Source organism: Mesorhizobium sp. M0145, assembly GCF_040322355.1.
GTDB lineage: Bacteria > Pseudomonadota > Alphaproteobacteria > Rhizobiales > Rhizobiaceae > Mesorhizobium.
In genome coordinates, this window is record NZ_JAMYTK010000018.1 from 115,142 (window position 1) to 134,128 (window position 18,987).

An 18,987-nucleotide genomic window follows, 5' to 3' on the forward strand; every position below is an offset into this window, starting at 1 on the left:
GCGTGGGAGTGCCTCCAAAGCACCCCACGCCCCATTCGGAGAGCCTTACTCCTCGGGCTGGCCGACAAGGGCGGCCGCGAGACCGATTTCAGGTGTCTGGTCGGAGAAGATCGAGGCGAACCAGCCGGGGTTAGAGACCAGCGACGGTTTGAACGCGTTACAGCCAGCCTTCATCTCCGCCCAGGTGCCTTCGTCACAAAGCTTTATCGTGTCGTTGGTGACGACCGGCAGTGGCAGGATCGTCTTGTTGGCAACCTCCTTGCCGTCAAGCGCCTCGACCGCAAGCTTGAGGGCCAGCGCACCGGAATAAGGCGGCGACGCGTAGGAAATGCGCGGCGCGCCGAGCGGCGCATAAGGAGACGTTGCGCCCTCGACCTCCGTGCCCTCCGGCAGCATCTGGATGCGCCCGCCATTGGAGCCCTCGCCGGCGCAAGGCAGGAGTTCGCTGACTTTTTTGCCGGCCTCGAGTTGCATGGAATTGGCGGTGAAGCAGCCTACCTGCATCCACAGCCCATTTATGTCGTCCCAGCTGCGCGTCGCCAATATCTTGGAAAGTTCGGTACGGGCCACCGCCTGGCTCCACATACCGACAGCCTCGCCGACGATCTTGATGTCGGGATGCTTGGCAAACACCTCCTTTGCGGCCTTGGTGCGCAGATCGTCGACCGAGGTGCCGGGAACGCCGGTTACTGCGATGATGTTGCCCTTGCCATTGAGCTTCTTGACCAGCCACTCCGCCGTCACGCGGCCAGCCTCTTCCTGGTCGATATGGACGTTGTAGGCGCAGGGCTCTGTGATCTCGGCATCATAGGCAAACACCTTTACCCCCTTGTCGCAGGCGTTCTTCACCACCTGGTTGAGCGCTGTCGGCGAGATCGGGAAGATCACGATGGCTTCGGCACCTGCCTGCACCATCGCGTTGATCTGCTGAATCTGGCGCTGTGCGTTCGGCCCGGCCACCTGAACCTGGAGGTCGACCTTGTCGGCCATGCTCTTGTGCGACGCCATCGCCTTGACCATGTTGGCGGCCTCGGCCTGCCAATCATTGCCGATGAAGCTCATGCTGAGAAATATCTTGTGCTTTCCGGCCGCTTCGGCCGCCGACATCCCAAAGGCGCAAACAGCCATACCGGCAAGCAGCGCGAGCCGCCGGGCTTTCGATCCGATACCCATTCGAAACTCCTCCCAGTTCAGACGACCAAATGCCTCCCAAGGGCACGAAACGTGCTCCTTGTCATTCGATGCAGCTGACCGTATCATGATTTGATCAAAGATCAATGATGAAATGCTAATGGATAAAAGCCGGATACGCCGGCGCTTGACGCGGCAATCCGAACCTTGCATGCCGGGCACAGGCGCCGGGTAGGACAAGAGCGTCGCCCGTACGGGGAAAGGGAGGCAGAGATGGCTGGGGCGGCATTCAGGAAGCCGGGCGTCGAGATCACGCCGCTGTCCAGGGAAACCCTGCAGGACAGGGTCTACCGGCACGTTACCGAGTTGATCCTCGACGGCAGTATCGTTCCAGGTGAAATGGTGACGGTGCAGAGCCTTGCCGACGCTTTCGGCGTCAGCCCGATGCCGGTTCGGGAGGCGCTGCGGCGTCTGAGCGCCGCCAACGCATTGATGGTGGTTTCGGGCCGTTCGATCGGTATCCCGGCATTAAGCCGCGCGCGACTCATCGATCTCAGGAACGTCAGGTTCGAAATTGAGGCGATCGCCGCCGCATGGGCCGCCGAACGCATAGACGATCAAGGCGTGATGCTGCTGTGCCAGCATCTTGAGGCACTCGAGCAGGCCAATGCTGCCGGCGACGTCAAATCCTATCTCAGGGCCAATTACGCCTTTCACTTCTCCATCTATCGGGCCGCGGGCTCGGAAAACATGCTCAACATCATCGAGAACCTGTGGCTTCAGATCAGTCCCTATTTCAACATGCTGCATGATTCCGGAAACTATTCGACCGCCAACCAACACCATCAGCAGATGTTTGCAGCGCTGCGAGACCGTAACGCGGAAGCGGTCCGGGCCGCGATTTGCGCTGACATCGACGCGGCTTTCACAGTGCTGATCAAACTGCTGAAGTAACATTCAGGTCGCCATAAACGACATGCCGCCTCCATTGCTGATCAGAGTCCAGTTCTGTTTCCGCCCACTCCGCGAACGTTTCCAACTTGTCGAGCAAGCTCTCGGCCTCGGGTATTGATTTTACCCTGGTTCCATATTGAGCTTCGTCCTTTTCATCGAGGATGCTCCGCAACCTGCTGGCCTGCGCTGCAGGAAGTCGATTTCCAAGCGCGTCGCGCATGGTTTTCACCACGGCCGCATGATCCGCGCGGTTGATCTTTCCTGCAAATCGGCAGTGAGCGCATCGGCGTATGCTATTGCCGCATTCACAATCTGCGACATAGCCGGATTTCCGATGTCGCCGTTTCAGACATTGCCATCTCTAAACGGGCAGCCTTCAAATATGAGCGGGCGATGCGCAATCGCCCCCCGCCAAGCCTGTCTCGACGGCTTTCGTCGCACCTCTTCTGGTCACGCCAGCGCCTTCTGGCAAGTTTTTGTTGCGAGTTCGTCCAAGCGTGGACCCAAGATGAGCAGGGCATTAGCTTCGACCCCGCCCCACCACGGGTCTCCCGTGCTCGACAGCCTTGCCACATCCTCCAGAGTGAGTCCTACGACCGAGGAATTGAAGCCAAGCTCTTCACCGTGGGTCACGAGGGCCTCACGGATCTCTTGGAGCGCGCTTTCTGGCTTTTCGGATGGCGTAACCACTGCGGGGTCAACCTTGGCGAATAGCAGCTTTTGACCCGACACACTCGTTGCGACGACACGGCGGGAACATCGCGGGAGGGCGGAATATTGTCTTTCGTCTCGTCGATGCCTGAAACGCAAAGGCGCATCCTGAGATGGGTGCTTGAGCGGGAGACCGACCGCTTTGCGCTCGGGAGCATTGCTCATGCTTCCATCATCAGGGTAGTTTGCCCCGTTGCCGGAAGGCTTTAGCCTCCGAACTGGTGCGATGAGGTGAGGAATGTCGGCAAGTCAGATCGGCCTCATCTTGCTCGTTGCGTGTGTCGTGGCGATGCTCTCGCGGCGGCTTCAACTGCCCTACAGCGTCGGGCTGGTTGCCGCAGGTATTGGCCTGGCGTTTTTAGGCGGCCCGATCAGACTTGCGCTGACGCCGGAACTGGTCTTCACGGTGCTTTTGCCGCCCCTGATTTTCGAGGCAGCGCTGCAGCTGAAATGGCAGCCGTTTCGGAGAAATCTCTTGGTAAGCCTGACACTTGCCTTCCCCGGTGTGCTTCTGACAGGCGCGATCGTCGCAATCGGCATGCACTTTATCGTTGGCTGGAGTTGGTTGGGCGCATCCCTGTTTGGCGCGCTCATTGCCGCCACGGATCCGGTTTCGGTCATTGCCGCCTTCAAAGAGATGAAGGTGGAGCACCGTCTCAGTCTGCTGGTGGAATCCGAAAGCTTGCTCAACGACGGCGCTGCCGCCGTCGCATTTGCCGTTCTTGTGTCAATCGCCCGGGGCTCGAACCTTCAGACAGTGGCTGTGGTGGGCTCACTGCTTTGGATGGTCGTCGGTGGGGTGATTGTGGGAGTTTCCGTCTCGGGCGCCCTGCTTCTCCTGGCTGGGCGAACCGAGGATCACCTCGTCGAAATCACGCTGACGACAATCGCTGCCTATGGGTCGTTTCTGTTCGCTGAACACTTCCAAATGTCCGGAGTCCTCGCGTCCCTGGCCGCGGGCTTGGTCGTCGGCAATGTGGGCTGGATGGGCTCGATCTCCAATGCTGGACGTGCACACGTCTTGTCGTTCTGGGAATACGCCGCCTTCCTGGCGAACTCCGTCGTGTTCATTCTTATCGGCGGGCATGAGGCCAATCAGGCTGCGCAACTGTTTACATTCAGTGCCGTTGTAGCAATCGGACTGGTACTCGTCGGCCGCATTGCCACGATTTATCCGCTCTGCGCGCTTTTTGCCGCGTCCCATCTGAAGATCGATGCCCGCTATCAGCATGTGCTCGTCTGGGGCGGACTCCGGGGGGCTTTGGCTTTGGCGCTTGCACTGGCGATACCCGACACTGTTTCCGAGAAGGGTACTATCATCCCCGCTGCCTTCGCGGTTGTGGCCTTTTCGCTCTTCGCCCAGGGTCTGACCATGCCTTGGTTGATCCGCCGGCTTCGGCTCAAACAGCCTTCGGTTGACGCTCGGCAGGATTGACGATCGCGCTGCCAATTCGGATCCATGCTGGCCAGCGGCGCTGCGTCCCTATTGCGACCAATACGCCGACAATGACGCGGCGTTAGAACCCTAAATCCGGCCTAAGCTGTCTCGGCGTATACTGTTGAGCGGTGGTGGTCGCCGGCAAGTCGACCATATGAGGCGCCCGATCAGGAATCCTCGAACTTGCGGTGGGCACATTCGGGATCGGACACAAGTGAAAGCGGCGGGTATTGGCACCTTCGGGGCCTTCATTGTCTGTGCGGCACACCGCCAGCTCACCTGGGACACCATCCGCGACGCCGGGATTGCCACTTTGAAGGCGACCGCCATGGTGATGTGGATCTTTTTCGGCGCCACCATGTTCGTTGGCTTCTTCATCCTCAAGGGCGGCCAGACATTCGTCTCCGATTCGACCCTCGGCACCGGCCTTGCGGCCTATGGCGTGCTCATCCTGATGATGGTGATCCTGTTCGTGCTCGGCATGTTTCTTGATTGGGTTGGCATCCTGCTACTCACTGTGCCGATCTTCCTGCCGATACTGAAGGGCCTCCAGTTCGACGGACTAATCGGCCTTCCGGGTGTGGCCTCCAGCAACGTGCCGCTCTGGTACGGCATCATCTTCATGGTCAACATGCAGATGGCCTTCCTCAGCCCGCCTTTCGGCTATTCGCTTTTCTATTTGAAGAGCGTCGCCCCTCCGCAGATAACTATGGCGACGATCTTCCGGGCCGCCGTGCCCTTTCTGTTCTTGCAAGCCGTCGGCGTCGGCCTGTGCATTGTATTTCCCGCAATCACGCTGTGGTTCTGCCCAAAATGGTATATGTGGCCTATTAGATCGTCGATTTTTGATACGGCCAGCCCGGATCATCTGGCGTTCGGCTCCACACTGGTGGAGCTGTCTGCCGAATTGAGGCTAACAGCAGCTGCTCTAGCTGGCGGAGACCTGTCTCAGCACCAAGGTGGTGGTGAGTTAAAACAGGTGTATTACCTGGGCGAACCATCATGTGGATGGATTTATTGAGCCCGTGCGAGCATACTGCGCAATGCGTTCCTTTAACGAGGAATAAGCTGATGCGCCTTGGCACGAGAAGCGTTCCGGTCGAGTACTACACACTCAGGATTGCTGGTCCCGCGGTTTCGCAATCAGGTGCTGAAAGCGCGATCATCGGCTACCTCGCAGACCGACCAATCTTTGGCTCAGTCACAGATTCCTCCGGCGCTCGCTATCGCTACGTTGGGCTTGCAGCACGCCTTTCTGACGGACGTTTCGATATCGAATCGCTCTCCCCTGGTGAATGGATCCTCGAGCCAGGATTGATCTATAGATCAGAAGACGCGTTGGTCGGAACCAGGGGAAGCGGCAGCAAATCTGCAACTTTAGCGTCAACTCTTCACAGCTGGTGGTCTAACCAATGAAACTACCAGTGTCGCAAATGGAAAGGGGTAGTGACGAGACTGTTTAGTAGATCGCCTTGCATTTGGAACACCTGTAATTCAACAGAGAGGGACAAAACGATGGCTGGGGAATCCAAGAAACACGAAGGGGGTGTCTTCTATCACACTCCCGGTTCTGAATATTTTGAAAAACGCGGGCTGAAGCGTCACGCCGGCGTCTTCTCGCTTTGGGCATTGGGCGTCGGAGCCGTTATCTCGGGCGACTTTTCGGGTTGGAACCTCGGCTTTGCCGTCGGCGGCTGGGGCGGCATGTTTATCGGAACGGTGCTGATCGCCATCATGTATCTCGGCCTGACCTATTCGATCGCGGAGATGAGCCCTGCGCTGCCGCATACCGGCGGCGCCTATTCGTTCGCGCGCACCGCGTTCGGACCGTGGGGCGGCTTCATTACCGGCATCGCCGAGAACATTGAATACGTGCTCACCCCGGCCGTCGTGGTGTATTTCATCGGCACCTACATGACGGCCATCACCGGCACGCCTGATGGCTGGCAGCCGATCTGGTGGCTCGCCGGCTACCTGGTCTTCGTCGGGTTGAACGTGCGTGGCGTGGCGCTTTCATTCGGGGTCACCGTCATTGTAACGCTCATCGCCTTGGCGATCCTGGTGTTCTTCTTCGTCAGCGCACTTGCGTCGGGACAATTCGACTTCGCCAAAAACGCGATGAATATCGGAGTGGGACCCGACGGCGCTGCAGTTGCGCTGCCGGAGGGGAACGGGCCGTTCCTGCCGTTCGGGTTGCGAGGCATTTTCGCTGCGATGCCTTTTGCGGTGTGGCTGTTCCTCGCCATTGAGCAATTGCCACTTGCCTCCGAGGAATCGGTGGATCCCAAGCGTGATATGCCCAAAGGCATCATGCTCGGCATGTTTACACTCCTGGTCACAGGTTTCCTGATCCTGATCATCAACCCGGCCCTGCCCGACGGATCCTTTGCCTACGGAACGTCGGGTGAGCCTATCCTTGACGGCTTCAGGGTCATCTACGGAGCAGGCTGGGCGAAGGTCCTCGCGCTGTTCGCAGTTGCAGGGCTGGTCGCCAGCTTCCACGCGATCATCTTCGCCTACGGACGGCAAATATATTCGCTGAGCCGCGCGGGCTATTTCCCGCATTTCCTCTCGGTAACCCATGGCGAGCACAAGACGCCCAACGTGGCGCTTGCCGCAGGATCGCTGCTGGGCTTTCTGGTGATGGTGGTGATCTGGCTGACCCAGGGCGGCGGGGCGGCCGGCACTTACATCGGCGGCACGCTCCTGAACATGGCTGTTTTTGGCGCTATGTTCTCGTATCTTCTGCAGGGGCTGACCTTCCTGCAACTGCGCCGTCGTTTCCCGAACATTGAACGCCCTTACCGGAGTCCGTTTGGAGTGCTGGGCGCGTGGCTGACCGTGATCATCGCCTTGATTACCATCGGCTTCCAGCTTACCGACCCGTTATACCGCCAGGGCATCATCGGAGTAGCAGTCTGGTATGCACTGGCGATCGTCTATTTCGGCGCCTATGGCCGCAGAACGCTAGTCTATTCGCCGGAGGAGGAATTCGCCGTCAAGCAGCGTGAAGGCACTGCCTCGATATAGACTCGACGTTGTCAGCATCCAAGGCACTGAAGAGCCGGAGCGACGCCTTAATCGGTGCGCTCCGGCAATTCGTGCGACTAACAGCGAAGTGCGAGGTTGAATGAGCTTCGAAATGGTGATGCTTGTAGCGAGTTGCATGCTCTGTTTTGTCCAGATTATTCTCGCCTCTCATGCGGCTAGCCTACAGCGAGGCTATCATTGGACGGCCAGTGCTCGCGACGCGGAAGCCCCTCCGCTCACGGGGGTCGCAGGACGCCTCGAAAGGTCACTTCGGAATTTCCTGGAGACGTTCCCGGTGTTCGTGGCTGGAGTCTTTCTTGTCCATGCGCTCGCTCGTGAGAGCGCCCTCAGCCAATGGGGAGCTGGTCTCTATTTTTCAGCCAGGCTGGTTTATCTTCCGCTCTACGCAGCGGGGGTTCCCCTGGTTCGTTCGCTCGTCTGGAATGTCGCCTTCATTGGAATCGTGCTGCTTTTGCTAGCGGCACTCTGGCCCGAGCTATAGTGCCCGCACCCCGAGCGCCATCACGGCGGCGTCCCATTCCACCATTCACTGAAAGATCGGCCGGCAGGGATCGTCGGCGTCGATTGAGATGAAGGTCAGCTTTTCGGAGGCTTAGCTAGGGCATGAATGATGGCTTCAGGGTCATCGGCAGAGATGTTGTCGATCTAAGCAAGCTTCGTGCTAGGGGTGTTTCTTGCCCAACAGGACAGCCTCCAGTGACTCGACAAATTACAAAGTCCCGAATGGTTCGCCGTTCGCGCGCGATGTGGGGCTTGCGGCGTGTCTGGCAACCGCGCCTGGTGTTCTGGGCCGGCGCCATCGCCATCGGCCTGATCAGCGTGCTCTTCGCAGTTCTGGCTGACAAAGCCCACGCGTTGTTCAATCAAACCACCGGCGACGGGGGCGGTTGGCGCAGCTATGTACCAATCGCCATTACACCGCTCGGCTTCGTCCTGTGCGCCTGGCTTGCCCATGCCTTCTTTCCGGGATCGCAAGGCAGCGGCATCCCGCAGGCGATCGCTGCCCGGCACCTGCGCGACGACGAGGATCGCAGCCACATTCTTTCGTTGCGGCTGGTGGCGGGCAAGGTCGCGCTCACCATCGTGGGCCTGTTCTGCGGCGCCTCGATCGGCCGCGAGGGTCCGACCGTGCAGGTCGGCGCGTCACTGATGTTGCAGGTGGCGCGCTGGGGCGGCATGGCGCAGGCGCGCGGCCTGATCCTCGCCGGCTCGGCCGCCGGCATCGCGGCTGCCTTCAACACGCCGCTCGCCGGCATTGTCTTCGCCATCGAGGAGATGGGCCGCACCTACGAGGCGCGCACCAACGGACTGGTGCTGACGGCGGTGATCCTGGCCGGCCTTGCCTCACTCGGGCTGCTCGGCAACTACACCTATTTCGGCGTTTCGAAAGAGACGATCTCCTTTGCCGCCTGGCCGCTGGTAATCGCCTGCGGCGTTATTGGCGGCGCGCTCGGCGCCGTGTTTTCGCTGCTGGCGCTAAAGGCGACACGGCGGATCCGGCGTTGGAATACGCTGCAGCCCCTGTGGCGCACACTACTGGTCGCCGCCGTCTGCGGGCTGGCGGTGGCTATCACCGGAATTGCCTCGGGCGGCCTGACCTTCGGCACAGGTTATGCCCAGGCGCGTAGTGCTGTGGAAGGCACGCCGCTGCCATGGCTGTTCTTCGCGGAAAAGTTCCTGGCTGGCCTGCTGTCGATGATCTCAGGCATTCCCGGCGGCATCTTCGCGCCGTCGCTCGCGGTGGGCGCCGGCATCGGCAGCACGCTCGGCCTGGTCTTCGGCGCCGCCACCGGCTCTGCCGCGCTGCTCGGCATGGCCGGCTATTTCGCCGGCGTGGTGCAAGCGCCGATGACGGCCTTCGTCATCATCCTCGAAATGACCGGCAATCACGACAATGTCATCGCGCTGATGTGCGCCTCGATGCTGGGCTACGGCACAGCGCGCATGATCTCGCACGAGCCGCTCTATCATGCCCTGTCCCGGGTCTTGATCGCCGAGGCGATAAGGCGACGGCGGGCGGAATCGATCGGTGCCGTTAACCCGCAGGCAACTGCCGGCGGATAACTCGTCGCGACTTGTGGGCCAGAGCGCACCTTCGCGAGGCAAGGCGGGAGCTATATCGCTAATTGTGTTCCGATCTCCACCACGCGTCCGGTCGGGCTCTGGAAATACTCCGTCGCGTCCGCCGCCGTGCGCGCCAGACCTAAGCAATCGGACTGCACTATTTGACCGCCGCTATACCCGGCGAAAAGATGAGCGCCGCCGGGCGCCTTCGCCCGGTTTCCCGTCGTTCTCGCGAGCGGCGGTGGCCTTTCTGGACACTGGCCCCATTCGTCGCGGCCATGTTCAAATCGTGCCACGCAAGCATTTGCTTACTTTGATGACCTCCCCGGCGATCTGGCGAGCGCGTCATGGCATTGGGGCAGAAGATCGCGAGGGCACAGAAACGGCTCTATGGTGTTGAGCGCGTCGCTTTCCTGTTTGCGGGTGGCGACGTGCCACACGCGCATGACCATGTCGTGCCAATGGTCGAAAATACCGACATAACTTCCCGACGTTATATCAAAGAGAAAATGCTAACTTTCGCGGCGCTTTCGAATCCGGACTCGGAAGAACTCGAATGCGTTGCAGCGGAACTGAAAAACGCGCTGTAACGTCCGCTCGCCACCTTTTACGACCTTGCCTGTGGAACGCAACCAATCTCCAAGGAACATGCGGTCGTTCGGCTTTTGATCTCATACCGTATATCCGTGCCCCTATCATGTTCGGGGGCCGTCTAACACCGCCTCCACCAGTGCACGCTAAACCGGCGCAAGCCAGCTCGCCGTCCAATATTGCTGGGATGGGAAGCCTGTTCAGAACCTAATGAGGGCAGAATCGCTCGCTGTCCCAGGCCCTTACGGACGAACGCGGATGATCGTCTTCCCCGTGCGTCGCTCGGTCGGGTTGAAGGCGGCGACGGCGTCATCGAGGGTCGAGACGTTGCCGATGTTTGTCCGTAGCCGCCCGTGCCGCACCCGCTGGACGATCTCATTCAGTTGGGCACGATGGGACTCGACAACGAAGTCGATCGCCAGGCCGTCGGAGGGCCGCGCCTCGACCGACCCGACAATGGACACCAGCGTTCCTCCGGCTCGAACCAGGCCGGCGGACCGCTTCCCGATGTCGCCGCCGATGACGTCGAACACCAGATCGACGCCGCCGACGTCTTCCAGGGCGTCGTTCTCGAGGTCGACGAACTCGTTCACGCCGAAGTCGAGCGCCTTCTGACGGTCGGCAGAGCGTCCGGTGCCAATGACGTAGGCGGCGGCCTCTCGTGCGAGCTGCGTCACCATCGAACCGACTGCGCCGGCAGCGCCGTGCGCGAGGACGCTCTGCCCCGCCTGAAGGCGGCCGTGCTGAAACAGTCCCTGCCACGCAGTCAGGCCCGAGATTGGCAGGCTCGCGCCCACCGTGAAGTCGACGTCGCCCGGCAGTGGCGCGAGGTTGCGTGCCTCGACGGCCACATACTCCGCCAGGGTGCCGTCGCGATACCAATCGGCGAGGCCGAACACCCGCTGGCCCACAGACAGTCCCGTCGTGCCATAGCCGAGGGCGGTGACCACTCCGGCCAGCTCGTGCCCAGGAATCGACGGTGTTCGGTCACGGTCGAGCCGATCAGTCCAGGTCGAGGGCCACGTCAGCTCAGTCGGGACGAATCCCGACGCATGAACCTGAACGACGACGTCGTTTATCGCTGCCTGCGGCTCGGGCCGCTCGGCCAGCTTCATCCCGGCCGTTCCCGCGGCCTGATCCGTTACTACGATTGCCTTCATCGGAATTGTCTCCTCGGTCTTTTGTCACGTGGCGATGGCCGGTAGATATGTCCGGCTCTGGTCAGGAAACAGGACCAAGATTGGCGGGAATGATGGTACCATTGTGCCATGGCCGCTGTGCCCATCCATCTCGACCGCGCCGCAAGGACGCCGCTGGCGACGCAGATCTACCGGGCGGTCCGGGACGCCATCGAGACGGGGCGGCTAGACCCGGGAGCAAAGCTTCCTTCCTGGCGTGACATGGCCGCTCAGCTCGGCGTCTCGCGCGGCACCGTACGCGTCGCGTACCAGCGCCTCATCGACGAGCAGTTCGCGGTCGGCGCCGGCGCGGCGGGCACCCGCGTTGCCGAGGGCCCGTCGCCTTCGTCGGCACCCTTGTGGTCACCAGACGTGCCGCCCCTGCCGGAGCTGTTCCATACCTATGGAACGCCGCCCCTGCCCTTCCAGATGGGCGTGCCCTCGCAAGACGCCTTTCCGTTCAAGCTGTGGTCGCGCGTCTTCGCGCGAGCGGCGCGGCGGGCGGCGGCCGCGCCGGTCAGCTATCCCGATCCCCGGGGTGATCCGCAGCTGCGAAAGGAGATCGCGGCCTATGTCGGGATCGCGCGGGGTCTTCGGTGCAGTCCCGCCCAGGTGTTCATCACGGCAGGCTATGCCGGCGCGATCGGTCTGGCGGTGCGCGCGCTGCAGGTCGAGGGATCGCGGGCCTTGATCGAGGATCCGAGCTTCCCGATCACGCGCAAAGCGCTCGACCTGGCCGGCATCACCGTGACGGCCGTTCCGGTCGACGCCGAAGGCCTGGATGTGGCTTCCGGCATCCGGAGCGCTCAAGACGCCGCGCTGGCGATCGTCACGCCGGGGCAACATGCGCCGCTCGGGATGACGATGTCGCTGACCCGCAGGCTTGCGTTGCTCGCTTGGACTCGGCGGAGCGACGCCTGGATCATCGAGGACGATTATCTGAGCGAGCTGCAGCTGACCGGCCGGGCGGCTCCAGCGCTCGCTTCGCTCGATCACGGTGGGCGGGTCCTGCATATTGGCAGCTTCAGCAAGACGATCAGCCCAGTTCTGCGCCTCGGGTTCGTCGTTGCGCCCATCGAACTGACTGGCCGGTTCGGTGACGTATGCGCCTGCCTGGCGCCGGCTCCAGCCCTAGCGCTCCAAGGCGCGGTGGCCGAGTTCCTGCGCGAGGGGCACTATATTCGGCATCTGCGGCGCATGAAGCGCCTCTACGCGTCTCGGCGACAGGCCCTGGTCGATGGCCTCGCACAGGTTGGGTCGAAGTCGCTGAAAGTCGAGGCCACCGCTGGCTTGGCCGTCATTGTCTCGATAACCGCCTCTCTATCGGACGTGGAGATCGCCCGCCGCGCCCGCTCGTTCGGCTTGGCTCCGTCGCCCCTCTCTCAATGGTGCGTCCGATCACCCCCGTGGCAAGGGCTCCTGCTCGGCGTGACCAACTTGGATGCGCGTACGCTTACACAGTATTGCAGACAGCTCGCAGAAGCGGTGCACTAGCGCCACTTGCGCTCAGCGATCCTTGAAGGGGCCCTATCCTGCAATGGACTGCTCCTGCCCTTTCGCTTGGGAACAGGGCGGTGTCCGCAAGCCACCCCATTGCGGTCATCCCGCCGGACCCAGTCAGAAGGACCGTTTAAGGGTCAGCTTCAGACCTTGGTCCCGCCGGGCTGAACGTCCGCAATCTTTCTTCAGACGCCAACAAGCCGCCATTCCTCTATCGTGACCCGTTTCAGACATTCGTGACCGGCGTCATAAGAAGCGCCCATCACCGACGGGACTCCACTGAGGGAAGCCGACCTTCCCCCAGCCTTTCGCCAGGCACGGACTCTTTGCCAACCGCACATTTAAAGCCTATGCTTCCCAGATCGGCCGCCAGCGCTTCGGACGCAGCCGACAGTAAGAGGTACGTGCTCTTGCCCGTATGGGAGAGAGAGCCATGCCCCAATCCCTTCTTCGCAACCATGTATTAAAAACCCTCTCCTCGGAGGATTTCGCGCTTTTGAAGCCCTCACTGCATCACGTCGAACTGGGCATCAAAGACCAGCTGGAAGTCTCTTATCAGCCGATCGAGCATGTGTATTTCCCAGAAATGGGCATCGCGTCAGTGGTCGCTACGATGACCGATGGGCGGCAAAGCGAAGTCGGCATCGTCGGCCATGACGGCATGACAGGAGTTGCCGTTATTCTCGGCCAGGACAAGTCGCCCAATGAAACCTATATCCAAGTCGCAGGTAATGGCTGGATCCTCCCGGTTGAAGCTCTTCGCTTTGCGATTGCAGAGAGCCAATCCCTTCGCGAGTCACTGCTTCGCTATGCCCACGCGTTCCTCATCCAGTCGTCCCGGACGGCACTGGTCAACGGCCACTCCAAAATCGAGGAGCGGCTGGCCCGCTGGTTGCTGATGGTCCAAGACCGGGTCGAAGGAAACAAGATTTACCTGACGCATGAGTTTCTGGCGACCATGCTTGGCGCTCGGCGCCCGGGCGTTACCACCGCCCTCCAAATGCTTGAGTATCGGGGGCTGGTTCACGCCAGGCGCGGAGAGATCACAATTGTCGACCGCGTTGGAATGATACAACTCACACATGGTGCCTACGGCGACGAGGAGCAAAGTCACTTCGGCCTCGCCTCCGCCTAACTGTTCGGAATCGGACAAACTCTTGCAGGCTGCCGAATTGGTGCCATAAATCGTGTTGATTTGGGTTTCAGGGAGGAACTCACATGACCAACACTTTTCACACCGTCACGGTTGAAAGAGCCGCCGAAGCCTATGTGCTCTCTAGAGGCAAGGCCCACTTCCTCTCCATCGCACAGGCAATCCGCGCCATCCGGACGCTGATGCCGGCATGCAGGGCTACCGACCGCGAGTTGGAGGAGCTGTTGGCGGTGGCATCCTTCATTCACGGTGTGCCCGTCGCTTTCGATGCAAAAACAGCCGATGTCGTAGAACCACCGCTCCATTCGTAGGCCATATATGCCTGCGCTCGCGCAGATGCCCACCCTGTCGGACGTTTGTCCGCTATCTGATCGACAATGTCGGCAGGCCGTGCATTTCGATATCCGAGGTTAGCCACGCTGTAATATTTCCGCTTTGCGACCTCACGGATTGGGAACTTGGCGATCTCATTGCGCGAAGCGCGATCGACGCGGGATTTGCGATTGAATTCGACGCCGCGGGTGCCTAGGACGCCTGTCAAGACTCAATAGCGGAACAGCTGCTTTAGTCATGCGGCTCCCAATCACGGACGGTCAGGTTGCGGCCCCGATTAGGTCGTTCGGTGCATTGCCGCCAAATGTCCGCAGTTGGCGCGTCCCGCTGGTTCAAACATCCGTCCTCGAGAACGCCCTAAATGAGCGTCGAACGACTTGGTTGGGTGGAATGTTGCCATTCTTCTCGTCGATCGCAACGAGCAGGTAACGCCAAAAGCCGAAAATAACTTCGCAGCTTTGGATTGCCCGTTCGCGGCAGCGAAACAGCTGTTCGCAGCGCCAAAGATCGCTCCGCGGGATTGCAGTTGACTGAGCTTGCCGGCCCTTCAAGAAAATGCATCACGATTCCGACACCTGGATGCCGAACCAACGCCGACCGACACAGGGCACCCTTGACCTGCAAGACGCAACTCGGCACACGAGGGACGACCTTGCCTCTGCGGAAAACAACTTGAAGAAACGCTTCGCTACCCATAGCATGTTATGCCCTGGTGAAATCTGATCAGGAGGTCGGTGGGATGGGTCGGGTTTTTAAGCCAGTGCAAAGTAGGGAGGATAACTATGGCTTCCGAAGTACAGGCAAACAATGGCGTTAACGTCGAGGCGTTGCTCGGCGCACGCGAAGCGCTTACCAACGCCCCGGAGGCCGCGCAGTTCAAGTGGCGCGCGGCCTGCGAATGGAAGGATGGCACCCACAGCCACTCGACGGTCGAGAGTTTCTACGGTCTCGGCCAGGACCAGCATCGCAAGACCACCTTTGCATTCGATGCCGACCATCCGGAGGTCTTTGCTTCCTTGGATCAGGGCGCCACGCCTGTCGAATACGTGCTGGTCGGGCTGGCGAGTTGCCTGACAGCCGGCATCGCCGCGGTTGCCCAGAACCGGAACATCCAGTTGAAGTCGGTGAAGGCGACCATCGAAGGCGACATGGATATTGCGGGCATACTCGGCATCGACAGCGACGTCCGCAACGGCTTCAGCGGGATCACGGTGAAGTACAACATCGACGCCGACGCCAAGCGCGAGGACATCGAGGCTCTCGTCGCTCAGTCACAGAAGCGGTCGGCTGTCTATGACATTGTAACCAATCCGACGAACGTCACGGTCGTGGTGAATTGAAAGGCGCTTCGAGCCGTAGACTCTCCTGATGAGAGGGCGCGATTAGTTCCGTCACCACAGTGATCGTCGGCTCAGGGCACGCGGGGCTCGCGATGAGCCGCTGCCTCGCGGAGCGCTCTATCGACCATGTGCTGCTGGAGCGCGGCGAGATCGCCCATACCTGGCGCACCGAGCGATGGGATTCGCTGCGGCTGCTCACCCCGAACTGGCAGAGCCGGCTGCCGGGCTTCCGCTATGATGGTGAGGACCCCGACGGCTACCGGACGATGCCTGAAGTGATCGACTTCCTCGGGAACTATGCCAAGGCCATCGCGGCTCCAGTCAGAACACACACGACCGTTACCTCGGTTCGCAGCGACGGGGCGGGATATCTCGTGCGCACGAACCACGGCGAGTGGCGCTGCCGAACTGTCGTGCTGGCGTCGGGCGCGTGCAATATCGCACGCCTGCCCGATTTGGCCGTCCGCGTGCCGCCGTCGGTCGCCATGCTGACGGCACAGTCCTACCGCAATCCGGCTCAGGTCGCCGACGGCGGCGTGATGGTGGTGGGCGCCTCGTCGAGCGGCACCCAGATTGCACAGGAGCTGCAGCGTTCGGGGCGTCAAGTGACCCTGTCGGTGGGCGAGCACATTCGGGCGCCGCGCGTCTATCGCGGCAAGGACCTGGAGTGGTGGATGGACGCCGCCGGCGTGCTCGACGAGCGCTACGACGAGGTAGACGACATCAGGCGGGCGCGACGGGTTCCTTCGCTGCAGCTTGCCGGCACCCCCGATCGCACCACCCTCGACCTCAATGCGCTGGTCGACCTCGGCGTCAGGCTCGTTGGCCGTCTCGCTGGCATCACCGAAGACGGCAAGGCCCAGTTTGCGGGGTCGTTGCGCAACATGTGCGCGCTTTCCGATCTCAAGATGGCCCGGCTGCTCGACCTCATCGACGAATGGGCGCGCGCCAACGGCCTTGACGCTACGGTCGGGCCGCCGGATCGCCTGCCGCCGACCCGTGTCGAGGACAACCCGCCGCTCGGCCTCGACCTTACCGGAGGCGCGATCAGGACGATCATCTGGGCCACTGGCTACAGGCCGGACTACTCCTGGCTGGAGCTGCCGCTCCTCGACCGCAAGGGCCACCTCCGTCACGACGGCGGCGTTGCGGAATATCCGGGCATGTACCTGATAGGGATGCAGTTTCTGCGCCGCCGCAAGTCTGCGCTGATCGACGGCGCCGGCGACGACGCGCGTGACCTCAGCGACCATCTGGCATCTTACCTCAGGCAAAAATCAATCAACGTCTAAGGCCAAGGGAACAGGTCAGCTACCGAGACAACGCCGAAATTCCGTGACTCTGCAATCATATTCCCAAGTGCAACTTCGGCTTCCAGAAGGGGCGGAACAACTCAATCTTGGGACAGCGGTTCATCACAACTTTCAAGCCCGCTTCCTCCGCCAACAGGGCGGCAGTGTCGTCGCGCACCCCAATCTGACCCCACAGAACCTTGGCACCAATTGCGATGGCTTGCTGTGCAACTTCCAACAGATCTTCGGAGCGGCGAAAAACCTCGACCATATCCACAGGCCGGTCGATGGCCGCCAGTGACGCGTACACCTTGAGCCCTCGAATTTCATCCAGACCGGGAGTGGGATTGACCGGGATCATATCATAGCCGGTTTCGTGCAGAACCCTGAGTACGCCATAGGAAAACTTGGTCTTGTCGGGGCTGGCCCCCACCATCGCGATGGTTTTGACCGATTTCAGAATGTCTTGCAGATAAGCCTCCGAATAGGGCTCATCATGATTCATATGGGTCATTTCTTTGCTTCCAACGGGGTCGCAATATCGGCTTTCAATTCATGAGCGGCCAGCGGGTCAAGGAAGGGGTTGCGATAGAGCTTGTCGTGGCTCTCAACCCCGACCTCCAGCGTGCAGTCGCTCATAGGGCGGGCGACGCAGAGGATTATATAGCCATTGTTGATCTGGCGGTTGTTCAGCGCCCGCTGCGCTTTTTGATCGACTTTGCCGCTGATTATCTTGGCCGCACAGGTTATGCAGCCGCCATACTTGCACCCATACGGCAGATCCACGCCCTGCTCGCGCAAGCTTTGCAAGAGGGGCTTGCGGTGATCGACGTCAAAGGCCGCACCGCCTTGATTGGCGAGAATGATGGTGAAGCAGGTCATACCCAGATGTCACTCGTGCAATCACCCCCGGGATAACGGGTTTCGTGGCAGCGGCTTGGTCCATTTGGTTCCTTGCCAAAATCGACGACAAATCGCGGATCAATTTCCATGCCGCCGTTTTCCGTATCGCAATTGACCATCAGCATGCATCCGCCGTTGGTGCGGATTTCCGGATAGAACTGATTGTCCCAGGTCGAGAAGAGCGAGGTCGTCACATAAAGGCGCTTGCCGTCGAGGCTGAGCTGTATCATCTGCGGCCCGCCGGTGACTTTCACGCCATTCACCTCGGGCGCACGTCCGAGAAGTCCGCCCATCCACACTTGTCCGGTAAGCTTGGCGTTGTGGGGGTCCGAGATATCATACTGACGAATGTCGCCGTGCAACCAGTTGCACAGATAGAGGTATCGATCGTCCATGCTGAGCAGAATGACTGAGATAACGCCGGGTATTGGAATGGGCCATTCGGGATGCGGCTCATTTTCGACATCCACGATTTTTTCCCATTGCCAAGCACCCGCCGCATCCTTCCACCAGTGAATGATGTTTGCGGAAAGGGCCGCGCCAACAAAGCCGTGACTGCTGTCGGGGTTATGATGGAATCGCACTTCCAGTGGGATCAAGCCATCTTCACCGAGATAGAATGTTTGCTTTGGCTCCTTCTTTTCAAAGTCCCAGAAGTGAATCTCCCGGCCATATTTCAGGTGGCCAACCTCTTCCAGGTCGAAACCAGGCATGAAAGTGTTAGGCGCGGCCCACTCCGAGCTGACCATTACGTTGTGTCGCGGCTGGTACCAGAAATCATAACCAAACTTGATCCTGCCCATGGAGTTTTCCCAACGGCCGACAATCTCGAACTCCTTACTGAGTTTCAAATAACCGCCTGGCGCGTTGCCTTGAGCGTCGCCAAGCATTGAAATGATGATCTCCGAACCAAGGCAATGCACTGTGTGCGGTGCCGACAGGTTGGTTCTGGCTTTGATTTCGGCGCCCTCTATCACCTTGAACAGTGTCGGATTGCGGGGATCGGTACCGCAATCAACAATATGGAGATTGGTCGAGCGCACACCGGGCACGATCATATAATTCCGCTCCATGCTCGCATCGCCATGGCACGACGAGCAGGCATTCCAGCCCATATGGTGAAGTTCATCGCCGATACCCGGCATCTGCAAACGTGAAATCACCTGGCTGTAGGTTGCACTCTGCGGGTCGGCATCAATGGTACATAGATAGTCCGGCTTCTGAATGCCTGTGCCGGTGTAAATGGCTATCGTGTAGAGCAACTTTTCGCGGGGTGCCCTCATGGCCTCGGCGGGAGAAGCATAGCCCGGTCCACAGCAATGTTCGGTCATGGGTACTTCCCTAATTT

The 18,987-nt window shown here is 60.4% G+C and carries 18 protein-coding genes; 12 read left to right on the plus strand and 6 right to left on the minus strand.

Annotation, left to right across the window (positions count from 1 at the left end):
* Positions 1–45 precede the first annotated feature (45 nt).
* Positions 46–1,173 (minus strand): sugar ABC transporter substrate-binding protein, encoded by a 1,128-nt coding sequence (locus tag NKJ28_RS23590; RefSeq protein ID WP_352637139.1) that lies wholly within the window; start codon positions 1,171–1,173, stop codon positions 46–48.
* A gap of 231 nt (positions 1,174–1,404) precedes the next feature.
* Here NKJ28_RS23590 and NKJ28_RS23595 point away from each other — a divergent pair, with 231 nt between their 5' ends.
* Positions 1,405–2,085, plus strand: a complete 681-nt coding sequence (locus NKJ28_RS23595) for a GntR family transcriptional regulator (RefSeq protein WP_352637140.1) — start codon at positions 1,405–1,407, stop codon at positions 2,083–2,085.
* Here NKJ28_RS23595 and NKJ28_RS23600 read toward each other — a convergent pair.
* Entirely contained in the window at positions 2,069–2,305 is a 237-nt protein-coding gene (locus tag NKJ28_RS23600; RefSeq protein ID WP_352637142.1) for a hypothetical protein, read from the minus strand. The two genes, NKJ28_RS23595 and NKJ28_RS23600, sit on opposite strands and share 17 nt — an antisense overlap.
* Before the next feature lie 729 nt (positions 2,306–3,034).
* Between NKJ28_RS23600 and NKJ28_RS23605 the strand changes: the two genes are divergently transcribed.
* From NKJ28_RS23605 to NKJ28_RS23630, 6 genes are all read left to right on the plus strand, one after another.
* Entirely contained in the window at positions 3,035–4,231 is a 1,197-nt protein-coding gene (locus NKJ28_RS23605; RefSeq protein WP_352637144.1) for a cation:proton antiporter, read from the plus strand.
* A 217-nt stretch (positions 4,232–4,448) separates the two neighbouring features.
* Positions 4,449–5,255: a TRAP transporter large permease subunit gene (locus tag NKJ28_RS23610; protein ID WP_352637145.1), complete on the plus strand. Its 807-nt coding sequence runs from the start codon at positions 4,449–4,451 to the stop codon at positions 5,253–5,255.
* 494 nt (positions 5,256–5,749) lie between these two features.
* Positions 5,750–7,264 (plus strand): amino acid permease, encoded by a 1,515-nt coding sequence (locus NKJ28_RS23615; RefSeq protein ID WP_352637172.1) that lies wholly within the window; start codon positions 5,750–5,752, stop codon positions 7,262–7,264.
* Positions 7,265–7,382: 118 nt separating this feature from the next.
* Positions 7,383–7,766, plus strand: coding sequence for an MAPEG family protein (locus tag NKJ28_RS23620; protein ID WP_352637174.1), 384 nt, complete (start codon positions 7,383–7,385; stop codon positions 7,764–7,766).
* A gap of 242 nt (positions 7,767–8,008) precedes the next feature.
* Positions 8,009–9,349 (plus strand): chloride channel protein, encoded by a 1,341-nt coding sequence (locus NKJ28_RS23625; RefSeq protein ID WP_352637146.1) that lies wholly within the window; start codon positions 8,009–8,011, stop codon positions 9,347–9,349.
* A 347-nt stretch (positions 9,350–9,696) separates the two neighbouring features.
* Positions 9,697–9,939, plus strand: a complete 243-nt coding sequence (locus NKJ28_RS23630; protein WP_352637147.1) for an HIT family protein — start codon at positions 9,697–9,699, stop codon at positions 9,937–9,939.
* Between the two features lie 243 nt (positions 9,940–10,182).
* Here NKJ28_RS23630 and NKJ28_RS23635 read toward each other — a convergent pair whose 3' ends face one another.
* Positions 10,183–11,100, minus strand: coding sequence for an NADP-dependent oxidoreductase (locus tag NKJ28_RS23635; protein WP_352637149.1), 918 nt, complete (start codon positions 11,098–11,100; stop codon positions 10,183–10,185).
* Between the two features lie 108 nt (positions 11,101–11,208).
* On the opposite strand from NKJ28_RS23635, the gene pdxR reads away from it, so the two are divergent.
* The 5 genes from pdxR to NKJ28_RS23660 all read left to right on the plus strand — a co-directional run bounded on the left by pdxR (position 11,209) and on the right by NKJ28_RS23660 (position 16,736).
* Entirely contained in the window at positions 11,209–12,612 is a 1,404-nt protein-coding gene (pdxR, locus tag NKJ28_RS23640; protein ID WP_352637150.1) for a MocR-like pyridoxine biosynthesis transcription factor PdxR, read from the plus strand.
* A gap of 439 nt (positions 12,613–13,051) precedes the next feature.
* Complete coding sequence (locus NKJ28_RS23645; RefSeq protein ID WP_352637151.1) at positions 13,052–13,753, plus strand: Crp/Fnr family transcriptional regulator; 702 nt, start codon at positions 13,052–13,054, stop codon at positions 13,751–13,753.
* 83 nt (positions 13,754–13,836) lie between these two features.
* Positions 13,837–14,082 (plus strand): hypothetical protein, encoded by a 246-nt coding sequence (locus tag NKJ28_RS23650; RefSeq protein WP_352637152.1) that lies wholly within the window; start codon positions 13,837–13,839, stop codon positions 14,080–14,082.
* 804 nt (positions 14,083–14,886) lie between these two features.
* Positions 14,887–15,444, plus strand: a complete 558-nt coding sequence (locus NKJ28_RS23655; RefSeq protein WP_292664767.1) for an OsmC family protein — start codon at positions 14,887–14,889, stop codon at positions 15,442–15,444.
* 59 nt (positions 15,445–15,503) lie between these two features.
* Entirely contained in the window at positions 15,504–16,736 is a 1,233-nt protein-coding gene (locus NKJ28_RS23660; RefSeq protein WP_352637154.1) for an NAD(P)-binding domain-containing protein, read from the plus strand.
* 55 nt (positions 16,737–16,791) lie between these two features.
* Here the strand turns inward: NKJ28_RS23660 and NKJ28_RS23665 are convergent, their stop codons facing one another.
* From NKJ28_RS23665 to NKJ28_RS23675, 3 genes are read right to left on the minus strand one after another with little or no spacing between them, the layout of a single operon-like run.
* The gene (locus NKJ28_RS23665) at positions 16,792–17,241 is read right to left on the minus strand and encodes a CoA-binding protein (RefSeq protein WP_502899102.1); all 450 of its coding nucleotides are present in this window, start codon (positions 17,239–17,241) and stop codon (positions 16,792–16,794) included.
* Between the two features lie 5 nt (positions 17,242–17,246).
* Positions 17,247–17,618 carry a 2Fe-2S iron-sulfur cluster-binding protein gene (locus NKJ28_RS23670; protein WP_352449195.1) on the minus strand — a complete coding sequence of 124 codons (372 nt, stop codon included), beginning with the start codon at positions 17,616–17,618 and terminating at the stop codon, positions 17,247–17,249.
* A complete protein-coding gene (locus NKJ28_RS23675) occupies positions 17,615–18,970 on the minus strand; it encodes a selenium-binding family protein (protein ID WP_352456109.1) in 1,356 nt (451 codons plus the stop codon). The genes NKJ28_RS23670 and NKJ28_RS23675 overlap by 4 nt, the downstream gene beginning before the upstream one ends.
* Between the last annotated feature and the right edge of the window lie 17 nt (positions 18,971–18,987).